Annotated in this window: 19 protein-coding genes, 1 tRNA gene and 1 pseudogene; 12 read left to right on the top strand and 9 right to left on the bottom strand. The window is 53.6% G+C overall.

Annotated elements, in window-relative coordinates:
* Nucleotides 1-179: 179 nt before the first annotated feature.
* Both ybcJ and folD read right to left on the bottom strand, forming a co-directional pair.
* Complete coding sequence (gene ybcJ / locus D4100_RS08985) at nt 180-392, bottom strand: ribosome-associated protein YbcJ (RefSeq protein WP_006322341.1); 213 nt, start codon at nt 390-392, stop codon at nt 180-182.
* Nucleotides 393-402: 10 nt separating this feature from the next.
* Nucleotides 403-1,269 (bottom strand): bifunctional methylenetetrahydrofolate dehydrogenase/methenyltetrahydrofolate cyclohydrolase FolD, encoded by an 867-nt coding sequence (gene folD, locus D4100_RS08980; RefSeq protein ID WP_006322343.1) that lies wholly within the window; start codon nt 1,267-1,269, stop codon nt 403-405.
* Between the two features lie 209 nt (nt 1,270-1,478).
* Between folD and D4100_RS08975 the strand changes: the two genes are divergently transcribed.
* The 3 genes from D4100_RS08975 (at nt 1,479) to D4100_RS08965 (ending at nt 2,192) form a co-directional block, all read left to right on the top strand.
* Nucleotides 1,479-1,679: a hypothetical protein gene (locus D4100_RS08975; protein WP_006322345.1), complete on the top strand. Its 201-nt coding sequence runs from the start codon at nt 1,479-1,481 to the stop codon at nt 1,677-1,679.
* On the top strand, nt 1,676-1,969 hold the full coding sequence (locus tag D4100_RS08970) for a hypothetical protein (protein WP_037432345.1): 294 nt from the start codon (nt 1,676-1,678) through the stop codon (nt 1,967-1,969). The genes D4100_RS08975 and D4100_RS08970 overlap by 4 nt, the downstream gene beginning before the upstream one ends.
* Before the next feature lie 146 nt (nt 1,970-2,115).
* Nucleotides 2,116-2,192, top strand: a tRNA-Arg gene (locus tag D4100_RS08965).
* Nucleotides 2,193-2,213: 21 nt separating this feature from the next.
* Here the strand turns inward: D4100_RS08965 and D4100_RS08960 are convergent.
* Nucleotides 2,214-2,579: pseudogene (locus D4100_RS08960) on the bottom strand (tyrosine-type recombinase/integrase); the annotation flags it as partial.
* Between the two features lie 333 nt (nt 2,580-2,912).
* Between D4100_RS08960 and D4100_RS08955 the strand changes: the two are divergent.
* From D4100_RS08955 to D4100_RS08945, 3 genes are all read left to right on the top strand, one after another.
* Entirely contained in the window at nt 2,913-3,545 is a 633-nt protein-coding gene (locus D4100_RS08955) for a hypothetical protein (RefSeq protein WP_119804132.1), read from the top strand.
* Between the two features lie 222 nt (nt 3,546-3,767).
* The gene (locus tag D4100_RS08950) at nt 3,768-3,953 is read left to right on the top strand and encodes a hypothetical protein (protein WP_119804080.1); all 186 of its coding nucleotides are present in this window, start codon (nt 3,768-3,770) and stop codon (nt 3,951-3,953) included.
* 330 nt (nt 3,954-4,283) lie between these two features.
* Nucleotides 4,284-5,744, top strand: a complete 1,461-nt coding sequence (locus D4100_RS08945; protein ID WP_119804079.1) for an APC family permease — start codon at nt 4,284-4,286, stop codon at nt 5,742-5,744.
* 57 nt (nt 5,745-5,801) lie between these two features.
* On the opposite strand, the gene D4100_RS08940 is transcribed toward D4100_RS08945, so the two are convergent.
* The 5 genes from D4100_RS08940 to D4100_RS08915 all read right to left on the bottom strand — a co-directional run bounded on the left by D4100_RS08940 (nt 5,802) and on the right by D4100_RS08915 (nt 11,398).
* The gene (locus D4100_RS08940) at nt 5,802-6,479 is read right to left on the bottom strand and encodes a TetR/AcrR family transcriptional regulator (RefSeq protein WP_147417749.1); all 678 of its coding nucleotides are present in this window, start codon (nt 6,477-6,479) and stop codon (nt 5,802-5,804) included.
* A 354-nt stretch (nt 6,480-6,833) separates the two neighbouring features.
* Nucleotides 6,834-8,021: a cytochrome P450 gene (locus D4100_RS08935; RefSeq protein ID WP_119804077.1), complete on the bottom strand. Its 1,188-nt coding sequence runs from the start codon at nt 8,019-8,021 to the stop codon at nt 6,834-6,836.
* A gap of 18 nt (nt 8,022-8,039) precedes the next feature.
* Complete coding sequence (locus D4100_RS08930) at nt 8,040-8,480, bottom strand: flavodoxin domain-containing protein (protein ID WP_119804076.1); 441 nt, start codon at nt 8,478-8,480, stop codon at nt 8,040-8,042.
* Between the two features lie 68 nt (nt 8,481-8,548).
* A complete protein-coding gene (locus D4100_RS08925) occupies nt 8,549-9,802 on the bottom strand; it encodes an FAD-dependent oxidoreductase (RefSeq protein ID WP_119804075.1) in 1,254 nt (417 codons plus the stop codon).
* Nucleotides 9,803-10,504: 702 nt separating this feature from the next.
* Nucleotides 10,505-11,398 (bottom strand): LysR family transcriptional regulator, encoded by an 894-nt coding sequence (locus D4100_RS08915; protein WP_119804073.1) that lies wholly within the window; start codon nt 11,396-11,398, stop codon nt 10,505-10,507.
* A 164-nt stretch (nt 11,399-11,562) separates the two neighbouring features.
* On the opposite strand from D4100_RS08915, the gene D4100_RS08910 reads away from it, so the two are divergent.
* A complete protein-coding gene (locus tag D4100_RS08910; protein WP_119804072.1) occupies nt 11,563-12,777 on the top strand; it encodes an L-dopachrome tautomerase-related protein in 1,215 nt (404 codons plus the stop codon).
* Between the two features lie 41 nt (nt 12,778-12,818).
* Here the strand turns inward: D4100_RS08910 and D4100_RS08905 are convergent, their stop codons facing one another.
* The gene (locus tag D4100_RS08905) at nt 12,819-13,844 is read right to left on the bottom strand and encodes a GlxA family transcriptional regulator (RefSeq protein ID WP_244941650.1); all 1,026 of its coding nucleotides are present in this window, start codon (nt 13,842-13,844) and stop codon (nt 12,819-12,821) included.
* A 219-nt stretch (nt 13,845-14,063) separates the two neighbouring features.
* On the opposite strand from D4100_RS08905, the gene D4100_RS08900 reads away from it, so the two are divergent.
* The 5 genes from D4100_RS08900 to D4100_RS08880 all read left to right on the top strand — a co-directional run bounded on the left by D4100_RS08900 (nt 14,064) and on the right by D4100_RS08880 (nt 26,264).
* Nucleotides 14,064-15,962 (top strand): beta-ketoacyl synthase, encoded by a 1,899-nt coding sequence (locus D4100_RS08900; protein ID WP_119804071.1) that lies wholly within the window; start codon nt 14,064-14,066, stop codon nt 15,960-15,962.
* Nucleotides 15,963-16,079: 117 nt separating this feature from the next.
* Entirely contained in the window at nt 16,080-16,490 is a 411-nt protein-coding gene (locus D4100_RS08895; RefSeq protein WP_119804070.1) for a hypothetical protein, read from the top strand.
* Between the two features lie 165 nt (nt 16,491-16,655).
* Nucleotides 16,656-17,354 (top strand): hypothetical protein, encoded by a 699-nt coding sequence (locus tag D4100_RS08890; protein WP_237141114.1) that lies wholly within the window; start codon nt 16,656-16,658, stop codon nt 17,352-17,354.
* A gap of 55 nt (nt 17,355-17,409) precedes the next feature.
* Entirely contained in the window at nt 17,410-25,248 is a 7,839-nt protein-coding gene (locus tag D4100_RS08885) for a type I polyketide synthase (RefSeq protein ID WP_119804069.1), read from the top strand.
* Nucleotides 25,248-26,264 (top strand): SMP-30/gluconolactonase/LRE family protein, encoded by a 1,017-nt coding sequence (locus tag D4100_RS08880; protein WP_006319848.1) that lies wholly within the window; start codon nt 25,248-25,250, stop codon nt 26,262-26,264. Before D4100_RS08885 ends, D4100_RS08880 begins: the two co-directional genes overlap by 1 nt.
* The last annotated feature ends 1 nt before the right edge of the window (nt 26,265 follow it).

Raw genomic sequence — 26,265 nt, 5'->3', positions numbered from 1 at the left:
TCAACCTGCTCAACAACAGCAATTTTAAAAGACAAAGGATAGTCACGTTGTGTGCGTTTAAACTCAGCCATTATCACGTTCTCCGGATTTAAGTCGAAAACGTGTCAACGCTATTCAGGACGGGTCACCGCAAACAAAAAAGGCGCTGATGATCAGCGCCTTTTTCTATGGAGCGGGGCTTACGGCTTAACCACAACCTGGCCGCCGTTAAACTCCACTACCTGATCGGCGACGATTTTGCAGCGTTTGCGCGTTTCGACCTTGCCGTTCACTTTCACCAACCCTTCGGCGATGACTTCTTTGGCGGCACCGCCGCTTTCACACCAGCCCTGGAACTTGAGCAGGTCGCACAGTTCGACGTGCGGGTGATTATCCAGATTAAAAGTTTCCATACTGCCTTACTTATTTAGGTTGAACGTCGTGATATTCCTCGCAGGCCTGCAAGGTATTTTGGATCAGTGTAGCAACGGTCATCGGGCCAACGCCACCCGGAACCGGGGTAATGTAGGCTGCACGCTCACTGGCGGCATCGAAATCCACGTCACCGACCACTTTACCACTTTCCAGACGGTTAATGCCGACATCGACCACGATCGCGCCCGGTTTGATCCAGTCGCCCGGAATAAAGCCCGGTTTACCGACCGCCACCACCAGCAGATCGGCGTTTTCAACGTGATGACGCAGGTTCTTGGTGAAACGGTGGGTCACGGTGGTGGTGCAACCGGCCAGCAGCAGCTCCATGCTCATCGGGCGGCCAACGATGTTGGATGCGCCAACCACCACGGCATTCAGGCCGTAGGTGTCGATGTCATAACGCTCGAGCAGGGTGACGATGCCGCGCGGGGTGCAGGGGCGCAGCTTCGGCGCGCGCTGGCACAGGCGACCGACGTTGTACGGGTGGAAACCGTCGACGTCTTTATCCGGATGGATGCGTTCCAGCACTTTGACGTTATCGATGCCGGCCGGCAGCGGCAACTGCACCAGAATGCCGTCGATTTCGCCGTCGGCGTTCAGTTTGTCGATCAGTGCCAGCAGTTCGGCCTCACTGGTGGTGGCAGGCAGATCGTAAGAGCGGGAGAGAAAGCCCACTTCATCACAGGCACGGCGCTTGCTGGCGACGTAAATCTGTGACGCCGGGTTCTCGCCAACCAGCACGACCGCCAGGCCCGGGGCGCGTTTGCCGGCCGCCAGACGTTGTTTAACTTGCTCAGCCACTTCGTTTCTAACCTGCTGCGCAATCGTTTTACCATCAATAATCTTTGCTGCCATCAGTGAGGAAATCCATCAATTAAGAAAAGCGGGGGATGGCGCTATTTTGTCAGAAGCTGAGCGCGCTGTCAGGCGTTGAATCGCGATCGATGGCGTTTGCCGGTGGGGATTTACGTTTTTTTTATGCCAACGGAATGATCCTCTACGCCTTTTTTACCGGCTGCTGAGTAAGCTGGCATTATTCATACTGCGCTACGAGAGTAAAAATCATGATGGTCATCGCCCGGCTGCACTCATTGCGCCGCCCGATTGATAGCCAACCGAAGCACGTTGGTGAAACGGTGTTCGACTCTTCTTTGCACCCGGCGGATGTGGCGCAGCTGATTGCGTTGCACAAACTAGCGGTACACAAAGCGCAGCCTTCATGGAAAGCGCGGCTGCATGCGTTGTGCCGGGGGCTGCGAGCATGAGAAAACTCATGGGTATTAGTATGCTGCTGGCGTGGATGCCATTGGGCCACGCCTCGTTAAATGCTGAACCGGTCAGCGCCGCGCTTAACCAACAACTGACGGCGGCCTGCAACCTGCTGACGACGCAGCACGCCGACTGGGGGAATATCAACGCGGTGGTGCGCTCGGCCCGCGTTTGCCTGCAACGCCCGGCAGGGCAGGAGCAATCGGAACGCCTTCCCGCCACCGCCGATCGCGGCCTGGCCCAGCGCAGCAGCAGCCTGCTGCCGGATCTCACCCAAGATAAATGAAGGTGCTGGCCCAATGGGCGGCACGGGGGATGGGTGAAAAATCGCCATAAAGCACGGCTGCCGCCGTAACGTCATGAAAAGGCATTGACTCAGTGACCTCTGACCGTATAATCCCAACCCGCAACCCCCGGTTGCCGCATCTCAATGCGCCCTTAGCTCAGTTGGATAGAGCAACGGCCTTCTAAGCCGTAGGTCACAGGTTCGAGCCCTGTAGGGCGTACCATTTAGAATCAATGGCTTACGCTTATTCCCCAACGGCCACATTTTCCAAAAGTGCCAGATTAGTGACATTGCCCGCCAAGACTTCGTCAATTTTTCTCGCATGTTCGGTTAAATGGGAAGGGGAAAGGTGAGCGTAACGCTGAACCATCTCTATGCTCTCCCACCCCCCCATTTCTTGTAGCGCTGAAAGTGGCACCCCTGCCTGAACCAATCAACTTGCCTAGGTATGCCTCAAGTCATGGAAACGGAAATCAGTGATCCCTGCACGCCGTTTTCCTGTGTTCCATGCTGAGTTATCGTCAACGCGCATTTTCCTCACCGCTGGTGTTACTCCGCCACCAGGACGTCTGCGTACCGTCGTATGTACAAACACATAATTGGCCCGCCTCTGTGCGGGCTTTGTTATTTCTGGCGTATGGAACAACAAGGCTTGGAGCGCTTTCTATAGGGTGCGAAAACATGAAAAATTTTATGCCCTTTAAACGAAACAGAAAGCCATCTAAAAGGCGCATTTCTTGACAATAGGGTAACCTGCCTTCATTTTGCTCTTTATGGCGATGAGTATGGCGCTCTACAAGACGAGATAATTCAACTAGAAGTTGAAGAGGTCACGGCTAGGCGTTACACTGTTCGTTAAACAACCGTAGTTGTATGAAATAGCCGAAGCCTAAAACGCTTCGGCCTTCTTATCAGAAGTACTCCGGCAATGTTGGAGGACATTATGAACAGACAAACAGCGAACACGAGAATGCCATTAAATATCCCTGAGGCTGGTTTCAACACCAAGCTGAACGTCACAGCCAACAACATCGAGCACACGACAGCTTTCATGCAGAAAGGCGTTGTGGACTTCTCGCTGCCTGGCTACACGACGCCTCACGGTTATCGCCTCGTAAAAGCGCGTACTGAAGACCACTACCGCTTGGTTACCGACTCTCCAGATCCGGTGACGGTCTACGCTGTTCGTCTTGAATTCATGGACAACATCGTGCCCGGTAGAAGAAGCTGCACCCAGATTATGGTTTGGCGGAGTGTTCAGCCACAGTACACTTCTGCTGTTACAGGCTTGCCAAGAATGTTCTTCCAATATTTCTTGGAAAGTCATTCTATCGTGGTCTCCGACAGCGAGCAGACCAGCGACGGTCGCCGATTCTGGGAAGGCATGATTGCATGGGCAATTCAGGCGGATGGCTACCATGTTTATGTGTCAGATGGCACTGAGGAAGAACGTCCTCTGACTTTCATGACCTCGTGGGATGATTTCTATGGAACTTGGACTGATTTCTGTTGGGGTGATGATCGCGACTGTCATTCGCATCGATTGCTGGTAATAAGCAAAGATCAGCTTCACTGAGAATCAAGCACCAAAAATGAAACCCACCTCAGCCGGTGGGTTTTTTGCTATTAGGCACAGCAAAAGGGCGCATTTAGTTTTGATATGCACTATCGATCCCTATCCTGGGTATATTCTGAGTGTGCCCCTCTGATGTGAAGTGACAGTCGGGAAAGACCGACACCTAATCTAAGCCCTGGCATCCGCCGGGGCTTTTTACTTTCTGAAACCCGGAGCCGGGCAATGAATAACCAACACCTGCCGTCGGGGTTTCTCGAGGCGACTTTGCTGTGGATGAAAACCAATGCGTCAGCACTTTATGGCTCGTTCGCGGCATTCGGCATGGCTACCTTGCTGACGCTGCGCGATGGCAAGTTATGGATGGATGCTTTTATCGTCTTACGTCAATGGCTCAGACTTGGTAATTAATGGGGCTTACACTACCGCTTGAGGAGCTACCCATTAGCCTTCGGCATTGATGGACATTTTTCATTTCTCTTACTTTCTCGCAGTGGCCTACCACTAACGGGTAATCATCTTGGTGCATTTCCTTCATGCTAAGCACCTTCGAGGTGCATTGCTTAAACATACCCCCTGAGATATCCCTGCTAATACAGGCTTTATAACTTTGGCATGTCGCTTGCTTAACTTACGAACGGTCGTTCGTATTGGTGTTTGGTATCAACATTCATTTGACCAATAAATGTTGAGTCCTATGCCTTTCATAATTAAAACCATTCATCTGTGTGAGAAACTAACATGAGCCTGGAAACCAATGATTATGTTGTCACTCCTGCAACCGCTGGCGAATATAAGCTCAGCGGGCAGATGGGCATTATCAGCTTGGCACTGACGGTGCTGGCATTCTCTGCCCCGTTAACTACCGTTGCAGGTTATATTCCGGTTGCAATGATGTTTGGCGGTGTTTCAACGCCATTGATGTTTATAATCGTAACAGCAGTCATTCTGATTTTTGCTATCGGTTATACTGAGCTGATTGCAGTGATCAAAAAACCTGGCGATTTCTATGCTTTCATTAGCTTCGCTTTGGGAAAATCTACAGGGCTAGGAGCTGGGTTAATGGCTGCTGTCGCCTATTTCCTTATCCTGACTGGAGTCGCCTCTTATTTTGGCGTTGCGACAGCAGAATTGGTAAAAGGAGTGACTGGACTACAATATCCTTGGTACTATTACTCCATCATCTGCTGGGCTGCTGTTGCTCTGCTGGGATATCTACATGTTGAGCTTTCCGCCAAAGTCCTTACTTGGGTAATGCTGGCAGAAGTAATCATTTGTCTTTTTTTTTCTGGCAGCGTGATTGGCAGCGGCAACATTGCCATCCCCGTATTAATGCCATTTTCGGTTTCTGGCCTGACTGCTGAGGGGGTCAATACACCTTTCGCCATGCTTTTTGCTGTTTCTTTCTTTATAGGATTTGAGGCGACCTCCCTCTTTCGCGATGAAGTCCGATCGCCAGAGAAAACCATTCCACGAGCTACTTTTGGCGCCATCATCTTTATTGGGGCCATTTATACTATTTGCGCCTTCGCTCTGATTGCAGCTTATGGTCCAGAAGTTAGAACGGTAGCTCAGAACTCCCCGGCCACCATGTTCTCAGATGCACTGGCAAAATTTGTTAGCCCCAAAGTTAGCTTGACCGTTTCCGTATTAGTAATGACATCATCATTCGCTTCAGTGCTTTCCATTCATAACGTGCTGTCACGTTATTTATACAACCTAGGCACTGATGGTGCATTTCCTCGTGTGTTACGCAAAGTTCATCCACGCCATTCTTCTCCTTATATTGCATCACTTAGCGTTTCAGGCTTGGTCTTACTGGTGATGATGCCCTTTATCATGGGTGGCGTAAAACCTGAAGTTCTGTATGGACAGCTTTCCGGTGTAGGTACCGCAGGAATTATTATGTTGATGGCAGTAGTATGTATTGCATCTCTGGTCTGGTACTTCAAACAAGGCAGGAAAAGTACACTTAATTTTGGAAAACTGTTCTTCGCACCAGCGATTTCGGGAAGCTTTTTTATCGGGTTAACCGCGCTGGTGATGAAAAACTTCGATTTGTTAGTAGGTGGAGTACCAGGTGAACGGAGATGGATGCTGTTTTGTCTGCTTGGTGTGATGTGTATCGGCGCAGGTCTGGCACGAATTTATAAAAAAACAAGACCAGATGTTTATGCTCGTCTTGGTAGAACACATATGTAAGCGGTACAGCATAGTAAAGATGAGCTGCACTATGTGGCTCATCTCATTTAGTCGCTCTCAACTAATTTTAAGAATACCCGTCGCTATCTTTTCTGCATACTGAATACATTGTTCTAAATTCTCTTCACTGCCATCCCATTTCCACCAAGAGTTTGCGCCATCCAAAGTAACCCGAATTAATACCCCTTTCTGGTTGGCGTCTTCAATGCCAAAGTCTGTAGCAATTGACTCATACATAAAATCACAGAATGCCAGCCACTCAAGCATCTCTGAACGAAGCTCATAGGGCAAAATACCGCCCAGACGATCTGTTGACATCAGCATATCAAACAGGTCATTTTCGGGGTTTTTAATCTGTTGAGTGATATGTACACGAATCAATGCTGACCAATATTCGCTTTTGGTCTGACTTTGGCTCAACCCTTCTTTAACCGCAATGGCAAATGAATAGTAATGCCAGCGTAAAGCAGAGGAGACTATCTGATCCTTCCCATCAGGAAAATGTGAATAAATTGAAGGTGGCTTTAGATTCACTGCCTTTGCTAGGCTACGCATGGTTACAGCATCGTAACCATTCTTGGTAGCAAGCTTCAGGAAGGCTTGCAGGATTGATAGCTTACTTTTGGTGATATTTTCCCATTCAAAGGATGTCAGATAAGCATCCAGTCGCTGCAGCATTTCTTTTGTTGTACTGAGGGAGGACATAATTACCGCATAGATCAGAGAAAAGCTCACTTTACCTCAAAAAACACACATAACCTAAACGAAAATCATGCCTGTCAGGCCCCTTAAGAGCGGCCTGATAAACACCAATTTTGGACCATGGTTGGTTTTGGGTAAGTTATGACCTGCAGTAAAGAACGGGTAATTGCTTTCGAAGGACATTAAGCTGATTCATTTACGGCTCGAAAAACTTTACATCCCAGCAGTATAAGGGATAAAACATGCATAAAGACTCGAAACTATCAGCATTGCCATACTAACAGATATCATCAGAGTTGATGAAACAGTCATGTTCTTTACCCTTTTCATAACAATGATTTAATGACCGGAGCTAAAATAGTTTCCCGTTTTTCAGAGGCTTAACGATTAGTAAATGCGCAGCGGGAGTGAAAGATAACCACGTACGCGGTCAGTGTGCGCCAGGCCCGCTTCACCAGCGATTTCAATGCGGGACGCTTTTTTTGCGACGGCATCGAACACGGCCCGGATAGCCGCGCGACTGATCAACTGCCCAGCACACGCGTGATGGCCCACGCCAAACGTGAGGTTCATGCTGGTTTCAGGCGGGCGTTTATGATTGAACTCATGTGGATTTTCGAAGAATTCAGGGTCACGATTCGCCGCCGCAATCACTGAACGAACAGGCGTGCCTTTTACTACCGGAATACCATCAATTTCCGTATCTTCTGTCGCATAACGGATCATGGAAATTTCGGCCGGATACAGGCGCAGCATTTCGTTAATGATGGCATTACGTTCTTCAGGCTGTGTCCGATAAAGCTCGAATATTTTCGGCTCGCGAGCAAAATGGTTCAGGCCAGAAGCAATGACGGTCGCAGGGTTTGGCGAGCCTGAACCATAGAACAGCACCATCGTCTCCAGAACGGTACGTTCCGTTAGCTTACCTTCATCCACCAGCTTCAGAAAATCATCCACAAGACCTTGCGGTCCTTCATTGGGATTGCGGCGCTTCTCAGCAATATAATACGCGCAACGCTCGAACAAATAATTGAACGAATGCGCAGCCTTATCGGTATCATCCTGTCCTACACTATGGCCAAGTGCATCAGTACATGTCAGAAAATGGCGGTAAATTAAACCGGCATCATCTTCTGGTACACCGAGCGCGCGGCACATGGTTGCATGAGGAGGAACCACCGCCAGCTCGTAAAAGGCATCCATGATGCCGCCATCGCTGTAGCGAGCCAGCGCCTCTTCAGCAAGCTCCGTTGCCACGGTGACAAACTGATTGACCAGTTTAGGCGTAAACCATTTATTGGAGTATCGACGCAAGGTAGTGTGTTCCGGTGGATCGCAGTTCAGTACCGTATTGTCGAAATTGTTCCAAGGGCCATTACCGAAATGCGTCACACCTAGTGGGGCTTTCAGCCACTTCATTACATCATGATAACGTGTCAATACCACTTCGCCGTTTTCCATACGGTACACTGGATGTTCTGCGCGAACTTTATCGTACCAGGGATAGGGATTAACACGAAACAGGCGATCGGCCCATGGGAAGTATTTATCCTGTTTTTCTGGATGTGCAAACATAGCGGCTCTCCTCGTTAATTAAGCTACAATAAATTGACGACTGGCCCAACATACCGCCATGTCACTCACGTTATAAGGCAGAGTTGCATCATGGAAGCCTGTTTCTCCTACTTCCACTGCACCCAGTTCCCTCATCAAGGAAATCAGAGACTTAATTCCTTGATTATAAGTTTCGTAGGAACTGTCACCTAAGCCGAACGCGGAGAATTTCAGTCCCGACAGATCCGGAGAAGCCGCTTTTAAACTATCGTAAAACGGCGCGGCGGTCATAGGCAGTTCTCCTTCGCCATAAGTGGATGCCATCAAAATGACGTGTTCTTCCTGTGTAATCAGCGCCACATCATAGGTGTCCATTGCGACGGCTGCGGCTTCAATACCTGATTCGTTCAAGGCTGCAACCATGTCTTCTGCTGCCATTTCTGCGTTACCACTTTCTGTTCCAAAAATAATTTTCAACATATCAACCTCAGCAAAGTATTTGTCTAAAGTTACTGCATTTTTTTGCTTAAAAAAGAAAGCCTAAATGCTCAATTCATCTCCGATTGCGCAACCGAAAACGGCATCGTCATGACGGCAAGCATCTCCTCTACAGAAGTCATTTTCTTCCTGCACCGACCCGGAGGAGCAGAGAGAATTTCATGCTGATCCAAAAGCTTCCATTGCTCAAACGATACGGCTTTGTGCTGGATAACTGCCTCAATCGCGCAGAAACCAGGCTTGCCTTTACCAACCTTGCTTTTACGTAAATTAGCTACGATTGTCGCCGCGACCTCAGCTGCATCTCTTCTGTTTTCAGCTACTGTGCCGTTCGGTCCCCGTTTTACCCAGCCGGTGTAATAAATGTCAGTGGCCGGTTCAAATCGATCTGAAGGTGCATGGCAGAAGCCGATGGCCGTAATAATTGAGTCGCACAGGAAGTTCTTAACTTCACCACCGTCACTAGATTTCACCGTCAACACGGTATTTTCATTACGTGAAGAAATTAAAAGGGGAGTTGTATTGAAGTGAAAGCGGATCGCGACCTTTCCTTTTTTCTCTGTATTTGCTGCTAACGTGCTGAGCAGCAGATCTGCCGCGGGACAACTGATCGAAAGAGATTGATCTGCCGTACTCACCACAGCCTCTTGCAAATGACAAATCTCACGCAACATGGCGAGGTCAAATTTTGCGGCATCAATGGGAGAACGGCCTATGACGTCAATATGATTGACGCTACGGATATCATACTCACGTTTTGCCTCATCATTAATATCCGAACCATCCAGCTCGATTTCTGATTTCGCGATCAGTCTCACCACATCCATTGCAACATTGCCGTTACCAATCACTATCAATCTGCTACCTAAAGGGCGTGGCGCTTGATCGACACGCTCATCGCGTTTGGGATAACCATTAAGCGCTCTTAGCAGCTGCGCTGCACCCATTACACTCGGTTGGTCGTCTCCCGGAATCCCCAGTTGGCGATCAGCACTGAGCCCTGTTGCCATAACCACCGCATCGAACGCCGCCTTAAGCTCTTCGAGGCTGATGTCTTTGCCAATTTCGACGTTTCCTATAAAGCGCACTCCACCACGGCTGAACAACCGCTCAAATTGTGCAGAAACGTTCTTTGTTCCCTGATGGTCAGCGGCCACTCCGTAGCGCAAGAGGCCATAAGGTACAGGTAACGCTTCAAACACAGTGATGTCAGCATCAGGCAGAGCTTTCTTCAAAAACTGCGCGCTATAACATCCCGCTGGGCCGCTACCGATAATTGCTATAGAAGGGGTCAGTTCGCTCATACGAGTACCTTGATATTAAATACTACACAATACGAACGAACGGTCGTTCGCATGGATAAGGCTAAAAAAAACGACGCTATTATCACGGCCGTTGTTAACGATGCACATCAAGCTGTTGAACAAATCGCGTCAGGTTACTTCGCATCTCTGAACATACACTGGCATGCCACGAAGACAATAATCAATCTGTTTTTTAAAAAAAAAATCAGTAAGTTGGTAATTTATTTTTGAACACTTTTAGTGCGAAAAAAAACCAACTGCACCGTAAAGATGCAACTAGCCTTTTGTCAAATATTAAGGTTATCGGCTACTTTTATCGAAAACTAAAAAGCAAGGCTAACTCATTACTTTAGAATCACAGTGGTCAACGTGTGGTATTCCTGGACATGTAAGGAAGACTGATTACTTTGCTCAAAAATGGTGCAAGCCGAATTCTTTTCCTAATTTTTACCTTTAACGAAAAGTATATCTAAATTGGGCTTGCAAGCTTACGAGATTAAACTGTAAGTATCCCTGCAAACCGAACCATTCACTTTTAGAGATCTTCCGACATTCTTGACTATATCTCCTGAGGAGATCGCCATGCGTAAAGCCCGATTCACCGAACACCAGATCATCGCCATGGTTAAATCGGGCATGCAGGAGACTATCGCTAAGCTGGTGGAACTACCCCCGACCTCATAGACATTTCCCCCAACCCCCCTATAAACACAGCAGTTCGATCATCGCTCGCGTTGCCGGCGATTGGCGGCGATGCGGTGCGTATACCACCGAGAAGGGGCGTGAACGGCCGCGCAAATGCGGCAGTATTTCCACCAACCGGCCGTTTTCCATTCGGTCGTGAACGATAAATTCATAGCTCTGGCAAATACCGATACCCTGTTCGGCCAGGGAAACCACACCCAGTACGTCATCCGAAATTTCGATGGATGAGCTGGGTAGCCAGTCAACGTCACGCTCACCGTTGCGAAATACCCAGGGTGCGAGCCGGCCGGTGCGTGGCATGACGAATGGCAGGCACATATGCCGCTCCAATTCTTCCAATGTCTTGGGGGTACCGGCGCGATTGAGGTAGCCGGGTGAGGCGACCAAAAGCAACGCCGCATCCTCGAGCTTTCGCGCGACCAGGCCGCTGTCGGGCAAGTCGCCAAGGCGGATGGCGAGATCAAAACCCTCCGCGACCAAATCGACATTGCGATTGGTGATATTCAACTCCACCCGGACTTGCGGGTACTGCTGGGCAAAGCGCGCCAGCAGCGGCGGTAGACGGTAGTGCCCATAAGTGGTGGGCACGCTTATCCGCACGCGACCGGTCAGTTCGCCTTCCAACCCCTGGATCTCGCGCCCGGCGTCGTCCAACTGCTGAAATGCCGATCGCGCCTGCTCCAGGTAGAGCCGCCCGGCTTCGGTCAGGCCCAGATGGCGGGTGGTTCGATGCAGCAATTGTCGCCCCAGGCGCGTTTCAAGGCGGGAAACGGCCCGGCTCAGCACGGAAGCCGTGGTGGAAAGCGCCACGGCACCCGCAGTAAAAGAACCTTTCTCGCTCACCGCAATGAAAGCCTCTACATCCCCAAGGTAGTCAAATTTACGGCTCATCTTATCCTCTAAAGAACAAATCTTTGTCTATTAAGCCAATTTATCACCCTGAGAGTTATCAATACAATTTCCCTATTCCTTATTAAAGGGGGATTTACTGCAGCCTCGCCAAAACGCCTGAGCCCCCATTCACCGCTTTTCCTTACCTTCAACGGAGCACGTTTATGCCCAAACATTTCTTTCGTCTTTCCGCCATGGCCATGGTGGCTCTGCTGTCTTTCGAAAACGCGGCGATAGCGGCAGATTCACCAACCCTCGAACGCTGGCGCAGCTATACCGGTGTGAGCTGGGAATCGCCCAAAGGTGGCAAAGATCCGGTTGTTTTTTCCGGGTCGGTCAACGCGCCTATCGCCGGTATTCATTTCGATAAGCAAGGCACCGCGTTCGTGAGTACGCCGCGTCTGGTGTCCGCCGCTGCGCCTGCCACATTGAGCATTCTGGACACCCGCGCCACGTCCGGCCCCGCACGCTTGGCGGCATTCCCGTCCCGCGAGGGCAACGCCGTGAATGCCGCGCCGGAGCAAAGTCTGCGCAATGTGCTGGGCTTTTATGTCGATCGCGAGAACGGCTGGTTGTGGGCATTGGACATGGGCTTCGTCGCCGGCGAAGCCGAGGCTCCGGCCGGCTCGCAGAAGGTGCTGGTGCTGGATCTGAAGTCGGGCCGAACGATCAAGCGCATCGGCCTGGATGGCGTGGCCGACCGCAAAGGCAGCTTCCTGAACGACATTGTCGTCGATGAGCGCCGTCGCGTTGCCTATATCTCCGACAGCGGTTCGCGCAGCGCACCGAACAATAAGGTCGGCCTGATCGTGGTGGATTTTGCCACCGGCAATGCCCGCCGGGTACTCGACCGGCACGCGAGCCTGCAGGTTGAGGCGGGCGTGAAGGTCGTTGCGCATGGCGCAGACGTTTGGCCAGGTAACCCGTTACTTATCGGCATTAACGGCATCGCCTTGTCGCCGGATGGCCGCACGCTGTATTGGACAGTGACGACAGGCACGCACGCTCATGCGGTACCGACCGAGATGTTGCGCAATGCGGCGGCCACAGATGAACAGATTGCCGCAAAAATCCAGGATCTTGGCTCCGTCGGCGGTAATACCGATGGCATCGTGACCGACGCCGTCGGCAACCTTTATATTACCGACGTCACTCACAATGGCATCGTGAAGTTTGATCCCAAGAGCAGGGTGATGTCGCTGCTCGCCGCCGACGAGGGCATACGTTGGCCAGACACGCCGGCTATCCAGCCAGGAGGAGAGCTTATCTTTACCTCGAGCAGCTTGAATGATCACTTTGCGGGAAGCGTTAAACGGGGAGAAGAACGTTACGACCTGTGGCGCTTGCCATTGAGCGAGCGGCGAAAGCTGACTGATTGAGCATGAGATGTGATTGGGGCCCCTTGCGGGGCCCCTTCAGGTTAAAACTCTGATTCAGCCTCAGCGGTGGGGTGTTCGGCACGGAACATCTTGGCGCGAACGGTTTTGCGATAATCACCGGGCGAAACGCTGGAGATGCGTTTGAACTGGCGGTTAAAGTGCGCAATATCCTGGTAACCCACCAGAGCGGCAATTTCTTGAATACTTAAATTAGTCGTTTGTAACATATTGATTGCGGACTCAATCCGAACCTTTAATAGATATTGCAAGGGCGAAATATCGGTCGCATTTTTGAAGCGGCGGTTAAAGTTGCGCAAACTCATGCCTACCATATCGGCGAGTTTCTGCATCGGTAAGTCTGTCGTGCAATTTTCCTTTATCCAGGTTTGGATTTGGATTATATCCTCGTCAGGATGAGGCTTATTTTCTTCTCGGTAACACAGGCGTTCAAAGTGGCTGCGGATCTCGTGGAAGAAAGTCCGTTGCGTATGGTTTGCCACTTTTTTACCGTAGGTGGTCTCAATAAAATGAATGGTGAGGTCGGAAAGGGCCTTAACGCTGGCTGCACAGAAAATATTCTCGGACTGGGTGATGAAGTATTTTGTTTTTAAATTAACCTCGGGATAATCATGTGCGAACTGTTCGAAATAGTGCCAGTGGGTGGTGGCCGGTTGGTCATCCAGTAGCCGGGCTTCCGCCAGGAAGCAGCAACCGGTCCCGACGGCGGCTATCCGCGTGCCTTTTGCCGCCTGAATTGTCAGCCACCGGGTGATGGCCGTGTTTCGTCTCACAATAGGGCGCGGATTACGCCAGATGGCGGGAAGATAGATGATATCGTAATCGGCATCGTCTTCCAGTACGTCATCGGCAATCAGGCTAAAACCGCTGTGTGTCGGTATAGGATTTTTATTAATACCGATCGTGCTAATACTGAGGATGCTTTCAGGTTTACATAAGGTAAGTGCGTATTTATCTTGATTTTTATGATTGTTTCTTTGTTCTGCGAAATAACTACTCGCTGCTGCTTTCCACATTTCTATTGGCAGGCTGAGGCCGGAACTCAGCATGTGCTCACACAATACAAATCCTATCTTTGTATTTATCATTTTCCAATCAATACCTGATTTATTATTGGATTATTACTGCTACACCCGTCTTGGCCAAAAAAGTCTGCATTTTGGCCGGATTTTCATAATAGCTTTTGCCCACGCTTTGTAAACTGATATCTGTAAATTATCTAAAGTAAGTGAAGGCATAACGATGCCGCAGAAAGGCTAGGATACTCTATGGTCAAGTTACCTGTCATAACCGCATTCGGTGGCTACGGTCCCGCAGGTCGGAGCTCTTCGCACCACGCGTTTCGTCGCATGGTCATGGACGCTTTGCCGCAGGACCAGCAGCAAGAGACGCTATTATCATTAGCAGTACTGATGGGATTGCTTGAATATCAGGACGAAGGCTACCGTAACGCGGAAGGGAATATACGCTCAGCCGCACAGGCTGCGGCTGAAATAAAAGAAGCCGTGTTGCAAGGCACATTGATCAGAAAGATCGCCAAAGAGTATTTTGACGTCGATGCCGTGGCCAGCCATGCCAAATTGAATATGGCGGCGGGTGCCGAACCTTTGAGTTTTGATCTACCCAGCCGGCAGGTGCCCCAGCCTCTGCCGCAGGGGTGGCGGGCTGAACCGCTCACGAACGATCTGGTGCGCATTACCGTTCGCGGCGAGATGGATTGCAAAATCGACGTCACGCTGCGCACCGAAGCGCAAGCCGCGGGTCAATTGCCGCAGGGATTCAGGCCGGGCGACCACTACAGCTCGCAGTTTCATCCCCGTGCGTTGCAGATGGCGATCGTTGCGGCCTCCGATGCCATTAATGCCCTGGGGATCCCGTGGGACGAAGTCCGGGCGGCGATTGCGCCAGATCAGTTAGGGGTGTATTCCGGCAATATTCTGGGGCAGCTCGACGACCAGGGGTTTGGCGGTATGCTGCAATCGCGCCTGAAGGGCCACCGCGTCAGCGCCAAACAGTGCCCGTTGGGCCTGAACAGCATGTGCGCCGATTTTTTGAATGCCTATGTGTTGGGCAGTGTGGGGCACACCAGCGCTACCCTGGGCGCTTGCGCCACCTTTCTCTACAACCTGAATGCCGCAGCGGAAGATATCAAGGCGGGCAGGATCCGCGTGGCGATCGTGGGGAGCGCAGAGGCGCCGATCACCCCGGAAGTGATCGAGGGCTTCGATGCGATGGGGGCGTTGGCGACGGAGAGCAAGCTCAAACGTATCGACGAAACCGAAACGGCAGACTGGCGCAACAGCAGCCGCCCGTTCGGCAACAGCTGCGGTTTTGTGATTGCCGAGTCCAGCCAATATATCGTGCTGATGGATGATGAGCTGGCGTTGCAGCTGGGGGCGGAGATTCACGGTTCGGTGAGCGATGTTTTCATCAACGCCGACGGCTATAAACGCTCCATCGCCTCGCCGGGGCCGGGCAATTACATCACCATGGCGAAGGCTGTCGCTTCTGCCGTCACGATGGCCGGGCTGGAATGTGTACAACAAGGCTCTTTCATTCAGGCGCACGGTTCCAGCACGCCAAAAAACTGCGTGTCCGAAGCCGAAATCTTTGACCGAGTCGCCGAAGCCTTCTCCATTAACCAATGGCCCGTTACGGCGGTGAAATCCTATCTGGGGCACTCATTGGGGCCGGCGAGTGGCGATCAGTTGATTAGCTGCCTGGGCACCTTTAAGTACGGCATCTTGCCGGGAATCAAAAGCCTGTCTCAGATATCGCCGCAGGTGAATGACGCTCGCTTACTGATCCCGACCCAGGATCGGCCTTTGTCTGCCGAACAGGCGCAGATCGCTTTTATCAACTCGAAAGGGTTTGGCGGAAACAATGCCACCGGCGTGGTCTACTCACCGCAACTGACGGCGCAGTGGTTGCGCAAACGGCACGGCGAACAGGCCTTTGCCGACTACCTGCAACGTAGGAGACAGGTACAGCAGCAGGTGGCGGCTTATGATGCGGCGGCCTCACGCGGTGAACTGAAGGTTATCTATCTTTTTGGGCAGCATGGCATAAATGAGGCTGAAGTCGAGATCGACATGAACGGTATCAGAATGCCGGGATTTGAACAGCCGATTCATTATTCCAAGGTTAAACAATTTACCGACTTTTAATTATCCAGCTTTATAAATTTATAAAGTTTAAGCTATTCAAATAAATGTTTTTTATAAAGGTGCTTGCGATTGCGTAAGCACCTTGTCTATGTGGTGATAATAAACAGGAGAAGTAAAGTGGTTAATCTCGGTGAGATGCTGATTGCCTTTGGGTGGAGCGGTATTGTGGTGGGTATTATGATGGGGGGCTTAATGGGGATGTACGCCTTTAAGGGGCCTTTTCGGGCACCTAAAGGGCACGAAAATTACACCGATTTAAACCGCAGAATGCTGAGATTGGCGCATATCGCTTTTATCATGCTGCCATTGATATCAATGCTTTATGGAATGAGCATTGACGATTTACAGGTTCCTTATATCTACAAGTATTATGCAGCGATATGCATGGTCATTCTTTCTGTGGGTATCCCTGTATTACTGATTGCCGCCTGTTTTTACTTACCCTTCAAATATATTCAGGTTATTCCTTTTAGCTGTGGGATGTTTGCATTAGTTGTTATGGCAGTAGGCAGGGTATCCGCCCTGTAATCTATCAATCGTAGTCTTTATATTGAGATGCTAATCATGGAAAAGTTACTGAGTGCACGCCAACTCGGCAGAGACGCTATTGCTGCAACGGTAGAAAAGAATAACTATCAGCGTAATCATAAGTTCGCAAAGAGATTAATTGATCGCGTTGAATCGCATCCGTTGATGACAAATCCTATCTTGTCAAAAATGAATGGCGGTGAATTTGATCTCAACCAGATGAAAGTATTCCATCTGGAGTTTTATCATGCTTTTGCCCAGGTATTTACCGATGCGGTGATCGAAGCGTTGAGCTCGGCAAAACAGCTGGAAGGCCGCCTGGGTGCCAGGGCAAAAATGGCCGCGCGTTTCCTGCTGCAGATCAACCTGCTGGACGAACTGGGCTTCCACCCGGGGACCGGCAGTGACGGCAGCTATAACGGGCAGCCAGCGTTGGCGCACTATGTGCAATTCTTCAATACCATTGAACAGCTGGGCATGAGCGAGAACGAGGTGAAAGCCTGGATGCCGATGTCCAGTTCTGTGGCTTGCCGCGCGACCTTTGAAAATGCCTACGGCGATTACCCGCAGCTGGTCGCGCTGCTGGCCGTTGCGGAAACGGTGTTCCATGATTTTGCGACGCCTTGGGCGAAGAGCGTGGACGTGGCGACCGACATCGATGTCTCCCGCGGTTATCACAGCATTCACGTAGAAACGGAAACCGGTGAGTCGATTGAAGACGGCCATTCTGAAGATGCCTGGATTTTATTCTGCCAGGCAATAACGGAAGATCGTTTTGAGGAAATGGTACAACGTGTGGATTTGTGGCTGAAGGTATGGAATGACTTCTGCAACGATCTGCTTGCCGGCCGCGCCGCAAAATAATTTCGGGCTAATTTAACTTTTCATATTTTATATTGAGAATAAAGAGCTAATCATTATGCCGTCTCATCAGTTGTTTAACAGGGGATTTAATTCCTTCAACCAACTATTGCCCGAGCTTGCTGTTCGACATACCGACAAGACGGCATTTGAATTTTTGCGAAGTGCCAAAGAAATAAGCAACCAAAGCTACAGACAATTGCATCAGCGCGCCGCATCTCTGGCCAGCGCGCTTCAGCAATACGGTCATCGTGGCGATCGGGTTATTTTACTTTATCCCGACGGCGAAGATTTTATTGGCGCATTTTTCGGGTGTCTTTATGCCGGCATGATTGCCGTTCCTGTCCCTATGCCGGCCAAGGCCTCAGGAAGTGCGTGGGAGCGTTTTAGCGGGGTTTTACGCAATGCGCAAACGGGATTTATCGTCACCACAGGAAAAGGCGCTGAAACCTTAATATCGCTCGGTTTACCGCTGGCGCCGCTAATTTTCACCTTTGACCCACTGCCCGCAGTGGCATTGCCGGCGGGATACCGCCTTCAGCATCTCGATAGCCATTTTTCAGGGGAGTTTAATCCTGCACCGGTTAGCGATGACGATGTGGCTTTTTTGCAATATACCTCGGGTTCAACCGGTACGCCAAAAGGGGTCATGGTCACTCATGGCAACCTGTGGGCCAACTCGCAGGCCATTCATCACTATTTTGGTCACCACCATGAAAGCCGCGGCATGATATGGCTGCCGCATTTCCATGATATGGGGCTTATCGGCGGCCTACTGCAGCCGGTATTCGGAGCATTCCCTTGCCGGGTGATGTCGCCGATGATGCTGATGAAAAACCCGCTTAACTGGCTAAAGCAGGTGTCGGAGTACCGTGCGACGACCTCGGGCGGCCCTAATTTCGCCTACGATCTCTGCGTGCGCAAAATCAGCCCGCAGCAGGCCGAAGGCCTGGATCTCTCCTGTTGGGATGTGGCGTTTTGCGGCGCGGAGCCGATCCGCCCAGCCACGTTGCGCCAGTTCAGTGAACATTTTGCCCCTGCCGGTTTCCGGGCGCAGGCGTTTTTACCCTGCTACGGCATGGCGGAAACCACGCTGATCGTTACCGGCAGGGAGAAAGGCCAGGGGATGGCGATCGCCGAAGAAAAAGCGGGGGAGGTCGTCAACTGTGGCGAGGCGTTGCCCGGCACCGATGTACGCATTGTCGATCCCGACACTCTACAACCGCTTGCGGCCGGCCAAACCGGCGAGATCTGGTTACGTGGGCCCAGCATTGCGGCCGGCTATTGGAATAACCCGGCGGCGACAGAAGCCACCTTCCAGGCGCGTATCGAGCCCGATCCGGCGCATTGGTTACGCAGTGGCGACCTGGGTTTCCTGCAAGCGGGGGCGCTGTACGTCACCGGGCGCGCGAAAGAGCTGTTGATCGTCAATGGGCAAAACCATTACCCGACGGACATCGAGGAAACCCTCAGGGGAGCAGATATTTTGCTCGCAGACGCAACCGTTTGCGTCTTCGCCGCCGAAGTTGCCGAAACGGAACAAGCGGTAGCCTTGCTGGAGATCCCGGAGCGTCTCAGGGAGACCCTGGATACCGCTGCGTTGAACCGGCGTTTGAATGCCGTGGTGGCCGAGCGGCACGGCATTACCCTGGGGGAATGGGTGTGGGTCGGCCGCCGGGGCATTCCACGTACGACCAGCGGCAAATTGCAACGAACCCGCGCCAGAGAGATGTACCGGCAAAATGAGCTGGCGGTGCAATGGCGCAGCCGTGTCGTACAGCCCCCACCGGCCCAGGTTGCCGACGTTGCCTCATACAGCGAGCCTGCTCTGGCCGCGCTTATCGCCGGTATCATCGGCACTGCGGTCAACAGCGCTGTCGGTGAAGAACAGTGGGATGAGGCCTTTACCGCCTTTGGCCTGAATTCGTTACAGGCGGTTGGCGTGATCGGCGAGTTGGAACAACATTTGGGGCGCGAGCTGTCGCCGGCGCTGATTTACGATTATCCGACGATCAACAAGCTGGCTGCGGGTCTGTTGCAACCCGCTGAGCGACCGGAAGCACTTGCGATGGCCGTGGCCGGCCAGGATATCGCCGTGATTGGCATCGGGGTTGAACTGCCGGGCCACAGCGGCGTGCAGGCGCTATGGTCGATGTTGCAACAGGGGCAAAGCACCATGGGGGAAATACCGGCTCATCGTTGGGCCGGCTCTGCACTCAGCGGTTTTAACCGCAAAGGCAGTTTTTTTGATCGCGTGAGCGATTTTGACGCCGGTTACTTTGGTATTTCGCCGCGTGAGGCGGAGTATATCGATCCGCAACATCGCCTGCTGTTGGAAACCGTGCAACAGGCACTGACCGATGCGGGATTACAGGCTTCGGCGCTGCGGGGAAGCGATACCGCGGTGTTTATCGGCATCAGCGCCAGTGATTATGCCCTGGTCTCGGGCGACCGGGTTTCCGCTTATAGCGGGTTGGGTAACGCGCACAGCATTGCCGCCAACCGCATATCTTATCTTTATGATTTTAAAGGGCCCAGCGTCGCCATCGATACCGCCTGTTCCTCTTCGCTGGTGGCCATCGACGGGGCCATGCAAAGCCTGCGCTCGGGGCGCAGTTCGCTGGCGATTGCCGGCGGCGTGAATCTGGCGCTGACGCCGCATTTGCAAAAGGTCTTCACCGAGGCGCAGATGTTGGCACCGGACGGCCAGTGCAAAACCTTTGACGCGCGCGCCGATGGCTATGCGCGTGGCGAGGGGTGCGGCATCGTGGTGTTGAAACCCCTGGCGCAGGCATTGGCCGATGGTGACCGGGTTTATGCCACCTTGGTTGCCAGCGCCATCAATCAGGATGGCCGCAGCAACGGCATCACGGCGCCTAACGGGCCATCGCAGCAGGCGGTGATCGCGCGTGCGCTGGCCGAGGCGGGCATCGACGGCAATCAAATCGACTATGTGGAGGCGCATGGCACCGGGACTGCGCTGGGTGACCTGATCGAGTATCAGGCGCTGGAAGCGGTGTTTGCCGAGCGTAGCCAACCGGCACCGGTTCAGGTGGGGTCGGTCAAGACCAATATCGGCCATCTCGAAGCCGCCGCCGGCGTGCTTGGGGTGGTGAAGACCGCGTTGATGCTGCATGGCCAACAGCGCGTGCCTCATTTGAATTTCCAACAAAAAAATCCGCATATCGCCGCCATTAGCCGCCGGGTGGCGGTAGCGGGAAGCCAGCCTTGTGCCTGGGAATCTGCGGCGGGGCAACGTTATGCCGGCGTCAGCAGTTTTGGCTTCGGCGGGACGAACAGCCACGTGATACTGCGTGATTGTCCACAGGCCGCGAAGCGCGATGAGGCGGCCCAGCCGCTGGCGCTGCTGCTGGTGGCCTCGCACGAAGAACAAGGGTTCAGCGCGCAGCGTGACGGCATTTATAACACCTTGCAAATGCAACACGACGTTGACGTCCCGGCATGGTGTCGCCTGGTCAATACCCGTTATGACCACCCGCGCTATCGTGGGTTTGCCTATGGCGCCAACCGCCGGCAACTGGCAGAAAACATGGCGCAACTTACCGCAAATAAAGTGGAGAAACCGCGCCCGCAGGTCTGGTTGTTCCCCGGGCAGGGAACGCAGCAAATCGGTATGGGGGCGGCTTTATACCAGCACCTGCCGCACTACCGCACGCGCTTCGATAGCCTGGCTGATACCGTTCAGGAACGGTATCAAATTGATATTCGGCAAGCGCTGCATGCGCAGGACGACAGTTGGCAGCATTGCGCCAAAACCTGCCAGTTGGCCCTGTTTGCCTGCACTTATGCCACGGCGGATAGCCTGTTGCAGTTCGGGCTACGCCCGGCGGCGGTGATTGGCCATAGCCTGGGTGAGTATTGCGCTGCGGTTGTCGCCGGCCAGATTTCGCTGGATCAAGGGCTGGCGATGGTGCATCAGCGTGCAAATCTGATGGCCGGCCTGGAGCAACAGGGTTCGATGGCGGTGGTGTTCAGCGGCGAAAACGAGGTTCGTCGCTGTATCGCCCCCTGGGCCGACGATATTGATATTGCCGCGTTCAATACGCCGACGCTGACCACCATCACCGGCAGTTCGCCGGCGATCGATGCCTGCCTGCAGGCGATTTCAGCGCAAGGCGGCCATGCCCGCCGGATTAAAACCACCAACGCATTCCATTCTCACCTGATGGCTCCCATCTTGCCGGCGTATCGCCTCTGGTTGACGCAGCATATTGATTTTGCCGAGGGGAATATCCCTTTCTACAGCAATCTGGACGCTCTGCCGCGCCGGCACACCGATGCCGATTACTGGAGCCAACAAATCCGGCAACCCGTTCATTTCCTGCAAGGCATACAGGCGCTGCGAGAGGAAGGGAAATATACCTTTGTGGATCTGAGCGCCGACAGTTCGCTGGGCAAGTTTGTCGCCGCCACCGATCGCAGCCAACCGATTTTGGCGGCCGCTGATCATCGCCATGAATACCAATCACTGCTGACGCTGCTGGGTTCGTTGTGGCAGCAAGGGCATGACATCGACTGGTCCAGGCTGTATCGCGCAACAAGCCGCGAGGCGTTGACGCTGCCGGCCATCCAATTCTGTCGGAAAACCTATTGGTTGGCCGATGAAAAGCCAACGCTGCCACCATCTTCATACGAGGACGCTATGTCAAAACAACATCAATTACGCGCCGAAATCAAAGCGATCATTGCCGGGTATTTGGGGGCATCGCCCGAAGCTCTGGATGATGATCTGCCCTTCCTGGAAATGGGGGCCGATTCGCTGGTCTTGCTGGATGCGATTAATACCATCAAGGATCGCTATGGCGTGGTGATCCCGCTGAGATCGCTGTTTGAAGAGTTGAACACGCTGGATGCGGTGATCCATTTCGTTGTGGAGCGTGCGCAAGTGGCGGAGCCTGAACCTGTGGCCAGTGAAAGCCGGGTTGTGGCGGTAGTGCCGCAAGCTGCAGCCTCGGCGGCACCCGCGCCACCCTCTGTGATCGAACACGAATGGGCCATGCCGGCAGCGGCACCGGACGCGTTGCAAGGGGTGATTGCACGGCAATTAGAGGTTATGTCGCAACAGCTGCGCCTGTTGAGCGGCGGCCATGCTCAACCGCTTTCAGCACCCGCGCTGCCTTCGGTGCCGGCAAGTGCGCCGGTAGAGGCTCTTCCTCCACCGGCCGTGGCGAATAACGCGGCGGCCACCGCTGCACCGGCCAAAGCCGGCGCCCACAGTAGCTGGTTTAAAAAGGAAACCCAAAAGACCTCATTGGGGGCCGAGCGCGATAACCATATACAGCAACTGACGCAGCAGTTTGTCAGCAAAACCTCTGGCTCCAGGCACAATGCGCAGCAGTACCGCGCCGTGCTGGCAGATAACCGGGCATCGGCAGGTTTTCGTTTATCCACCAAGGAAATGCTGTACCCCCTGGTGGGCGTGCGTTCACAAGGCTCCCGTATTTGGGATGTCGACGATAACGAGTACGTTGATTTCACCATGGGGTTTGGTGCCAACCTGTTGGGGCATGCACCGGAGTGCGTGCAGCAGGCCGTTGCCGCACAACTGGCGCAAGGCATGCAAATCGGGCCGCAGAGCGCTCTGGCCGGTGAAGTTGCGACATTGATAGCGGAGCTGACGGGCCAGCAGCGCGTGGCTTTTTGTAACTCCGGTTCTGAAGCCGTCATGAGCGCGGTGCGCCTGGCGCGGGCCGTAACGGGCAAGAATAAAGTGGCGCTGTTCAGTGGCTCTTATCACGGCGTTTTTGATGGCATCCTGGGGCGCCAACAGGGGGGCGAAACCCCGGAGCGGGCAGTGCCGATCGCCGCAGGGACGACGGCGTCCCTGGTCGAGGATCTGCTGGTGCTCGACTACGGCAGCGAAGAGAGCCTGGCTTTGATTGCCCAGTATGCCGATCAACTGGCTGCGGTCATTGTGGAGCCGATACAAAGCCGCTATCCCGATCATCAGCCGCGCGACTATTTGCATGCGCTGCGTAAGCTGACGGCCGAACGCAATATCGCCTTGATGTTCGATGAAGTGATTACCGGTTTCCGCCTGGCTGCCGGCGGCGCGCAGGCGTATTACGGTGTCCAGGCCGATATTGCCACCTACGGCAAGATTGTCGGCGGCGGCCTGCCGATTGGCGCCATTGCGGGGTCGGCGCGCTTTATGGACAGCATTGACGGCGGTTTCTGGCAATACGGCGATGAGTCCTGGCCGCAATCCGAACTGATTTTCTTTGCCGGGACCTTCTCCAAACACCCCCTGACCATGGCGGCCAGCAAAGCGGTGCTCGACTATATCAAGAGCCACCCCGGGTTATATGACGACATCAACCAAAAGACGCATTACCTCGCGCAAACGCTCAACACCTGGTTTGCCACGACGGGCACGCCTATCGAGATCGTTTCGGCGGGCAGTTTGTTCCGTTTCAAATTCAGCGGTAACTACGACATTCTGTTCCATCACCTGATGCTGCGCGGCATCTTTATTTGGGAAGGCCGCAACTGCTTCGTGTCCACCGCGCACTCTTCGCAAGACATCGAGCACTTTATCGCGGCGGTAAAAGAGAGCGTTAATGCCATGCGCGTTGACGGCTTCTTTGGTGACGCCGGTTTGCACCCCAATACGCCTTACCCGGCCGCCGACAGCCAGCAGCGTTTTATGCTGCTGGCCGCCAAAGACGAAAGCGGGCTGTGCGCGGGCAACATTGGCTGCGTGGTTGAAACGGCGCGTGAAATCGAGGGATCACTTCTGGCCGAAGCCTGGGCGCTGCTGAGCGAACGTCATGAGTCCTTGCGTATGCAGTTCAACGGCGCGGGGGAGTTGCGGGTGGTTCCGGGCGGGGCCAATGTCGATTTTATTGAAGAACGCAGCGAGTCGGCAGATCTCGCTGCCCGGCTGGCCGAGTTTGCCGCTAAACCCTTCGCATTGACGGCCGCGCCGCTGGCGCGCGTTTTGTTGCTGAGCCAGCCCGGCCAAACGGCCCTGGCGTTGTCGGCGCACCATACGGTGGCGGATGGCTGGTCATTCATGGTGATACTGCGTGAACTGCTGCATATCTACGATGCGCTGGCGGCAGGGTTTAGCCCTGAGCTGTCGGCGGCACCGAGCTATCTGCGTTTTATGCGTGCGGAAAAGACGGCCAATGATGCCGAGGTTGCTCAACGGCTGGCCGCTATTCCAGCGCGTCGTTTCGATCCCGCCAGTGCGCTGCCGGTGGTTTTGCAAGCAGCACCCTATCAAGGCCGGCGTTTGAAACAGACCCTGGCTTACCCGAGTTTGTCGGCCCAACTGCGTAAAGTTGCCGCAGAACTGCGTACCACTCGCTTTGTGATGTTGAACGCTCTGTTTGTATCGACGCTCGAGAAGTTTATCGGCGGCTCTCTGTTGCCGATCGCCGTGCCGGATGCCGGACGTGACTTCGAGAGCAGCGAAGGGCTGGTCGGCCAATGCGTCAGCCTGATGCCGCTGTGCTTCAACAGTGCCGAGAGCGCTTCGTGGCCAGAGTTTGTCGGCAGGGTGCATCAGGCGGTGCTGGCGCAGCGTGAGGCTCCGGCATTGCCGTCCCGCTGTTTCCATGGCGAGCAGGCGCCACTGCCTCTGATTGCCACGTTCAATGTCGAACCGCCTGCGCCGTTGGCGGAAATGCGCCAGTGGCAGGCCAGCCTGTCGATGCTGCCGGTCAACGCGGTCGAATTCCCCTTGATGATGAACGTGGTGGAAATGGCCGACGAGCTGTCGATTGAACTTGATTATCAGGCGCGTTATTTCACCGAGCAAACCGCCTCAGCGCTACTGGAGCAGTATCTGGCTGCGATCGCGGTTCTGGCAGAACAAGGTGTGAGCGCAGTAAATCAGCAGTTTTATTCACCGGTTACCGTGGAAGCATGATGAAAAAGTTGATGGGTGTAGCACTGGCTGTCGCTGTGCTGGCGTATGTAATCAATCTGCTGTTTGACGCAGGCGCGTTCTACCGGGTTCAGGATATTAACCTGCGGCAATGCCAAAAAATATCGGGGATCAGCGGGGCGGAGGACATCGCGCCGTTGAAGGAGGGGGGCGCGCTGGTCAGCAGCCTGAATCGCCATGATAAGGCACCGGGCGCGCTCTATTACGTCCAGCAGGGGCAGGCGCCCCTGCGTTTGCCCGGCGACTATCCGCCCGAGTTTTACCCGCATGGCATCGATGTGTGGCAAAAGGACGCCGAGACGTGGGTTTATGCAGTGAGCCACGGCTCTCAGGGGGATCGCATCGAAACGTTCCGTTTTGAGCGGGCGGCGATGCGGCTGGTTTATCAGCCTGAGCTGTCGCGCAGCGTCGGCAAGAATATCAATGACATCAGCGTGATTGATCGATCCCGTTGGCTGCTGACGCGCGACCATGCCTATGCCGGGGGACTTGGGCGCGCGGAAGACTATTTGCGCCTGCCACTCGCCAGGGTCTTGCTGGTCGACGACGCGGGGGAGCATACGCTGCTCGATGGGTTGCACTTTGCCAACGGCATTTACTACAACCCGCAACGGGGGCGGCTGTATGTGGCGGAAACCACCAGCGGTGCCGTGAGCAGTTGGGCATGGCGGCCGGGTGAGGCGTCACCCGTCTTGCTGGGGCGATTCACCGGGTTGCACGGCGTCGACAATATCATGCCCGAGGGCGATGGACTGTTGGTGGCCGCGCATCCGAAACTGTTGAAATTGTCCGCCTATCAAAAGGATGCGCAAGCGCGCTCGCCATCACTGGTCTGGCGCCTGGCGTTGGGCCCACAGGGCGCGGTCGAGCGCTCACGGATTTTTTACCAGAGCCACGGCCAGGCGCTGGCGGCGATCAGCGTGGCGGCGCCGATCGGCGGGCAGATCCTGATGGGCAGCGTATTCGACGATGGGCTGCTGATATGCGGAGAGCAATAAC

It is taken from the genome of Serratia inhibens, from assembly GCF_003591175.1.
GTDB lineage: Bacteria > Pseudomonadota > Gammaproteobacteria > Enterobacterales > Enterobacteriaceae > Serratia > Serratia inhibens.
This window is presented reverse-complemented; position numbering and strand designations above follow the sequence as displayed.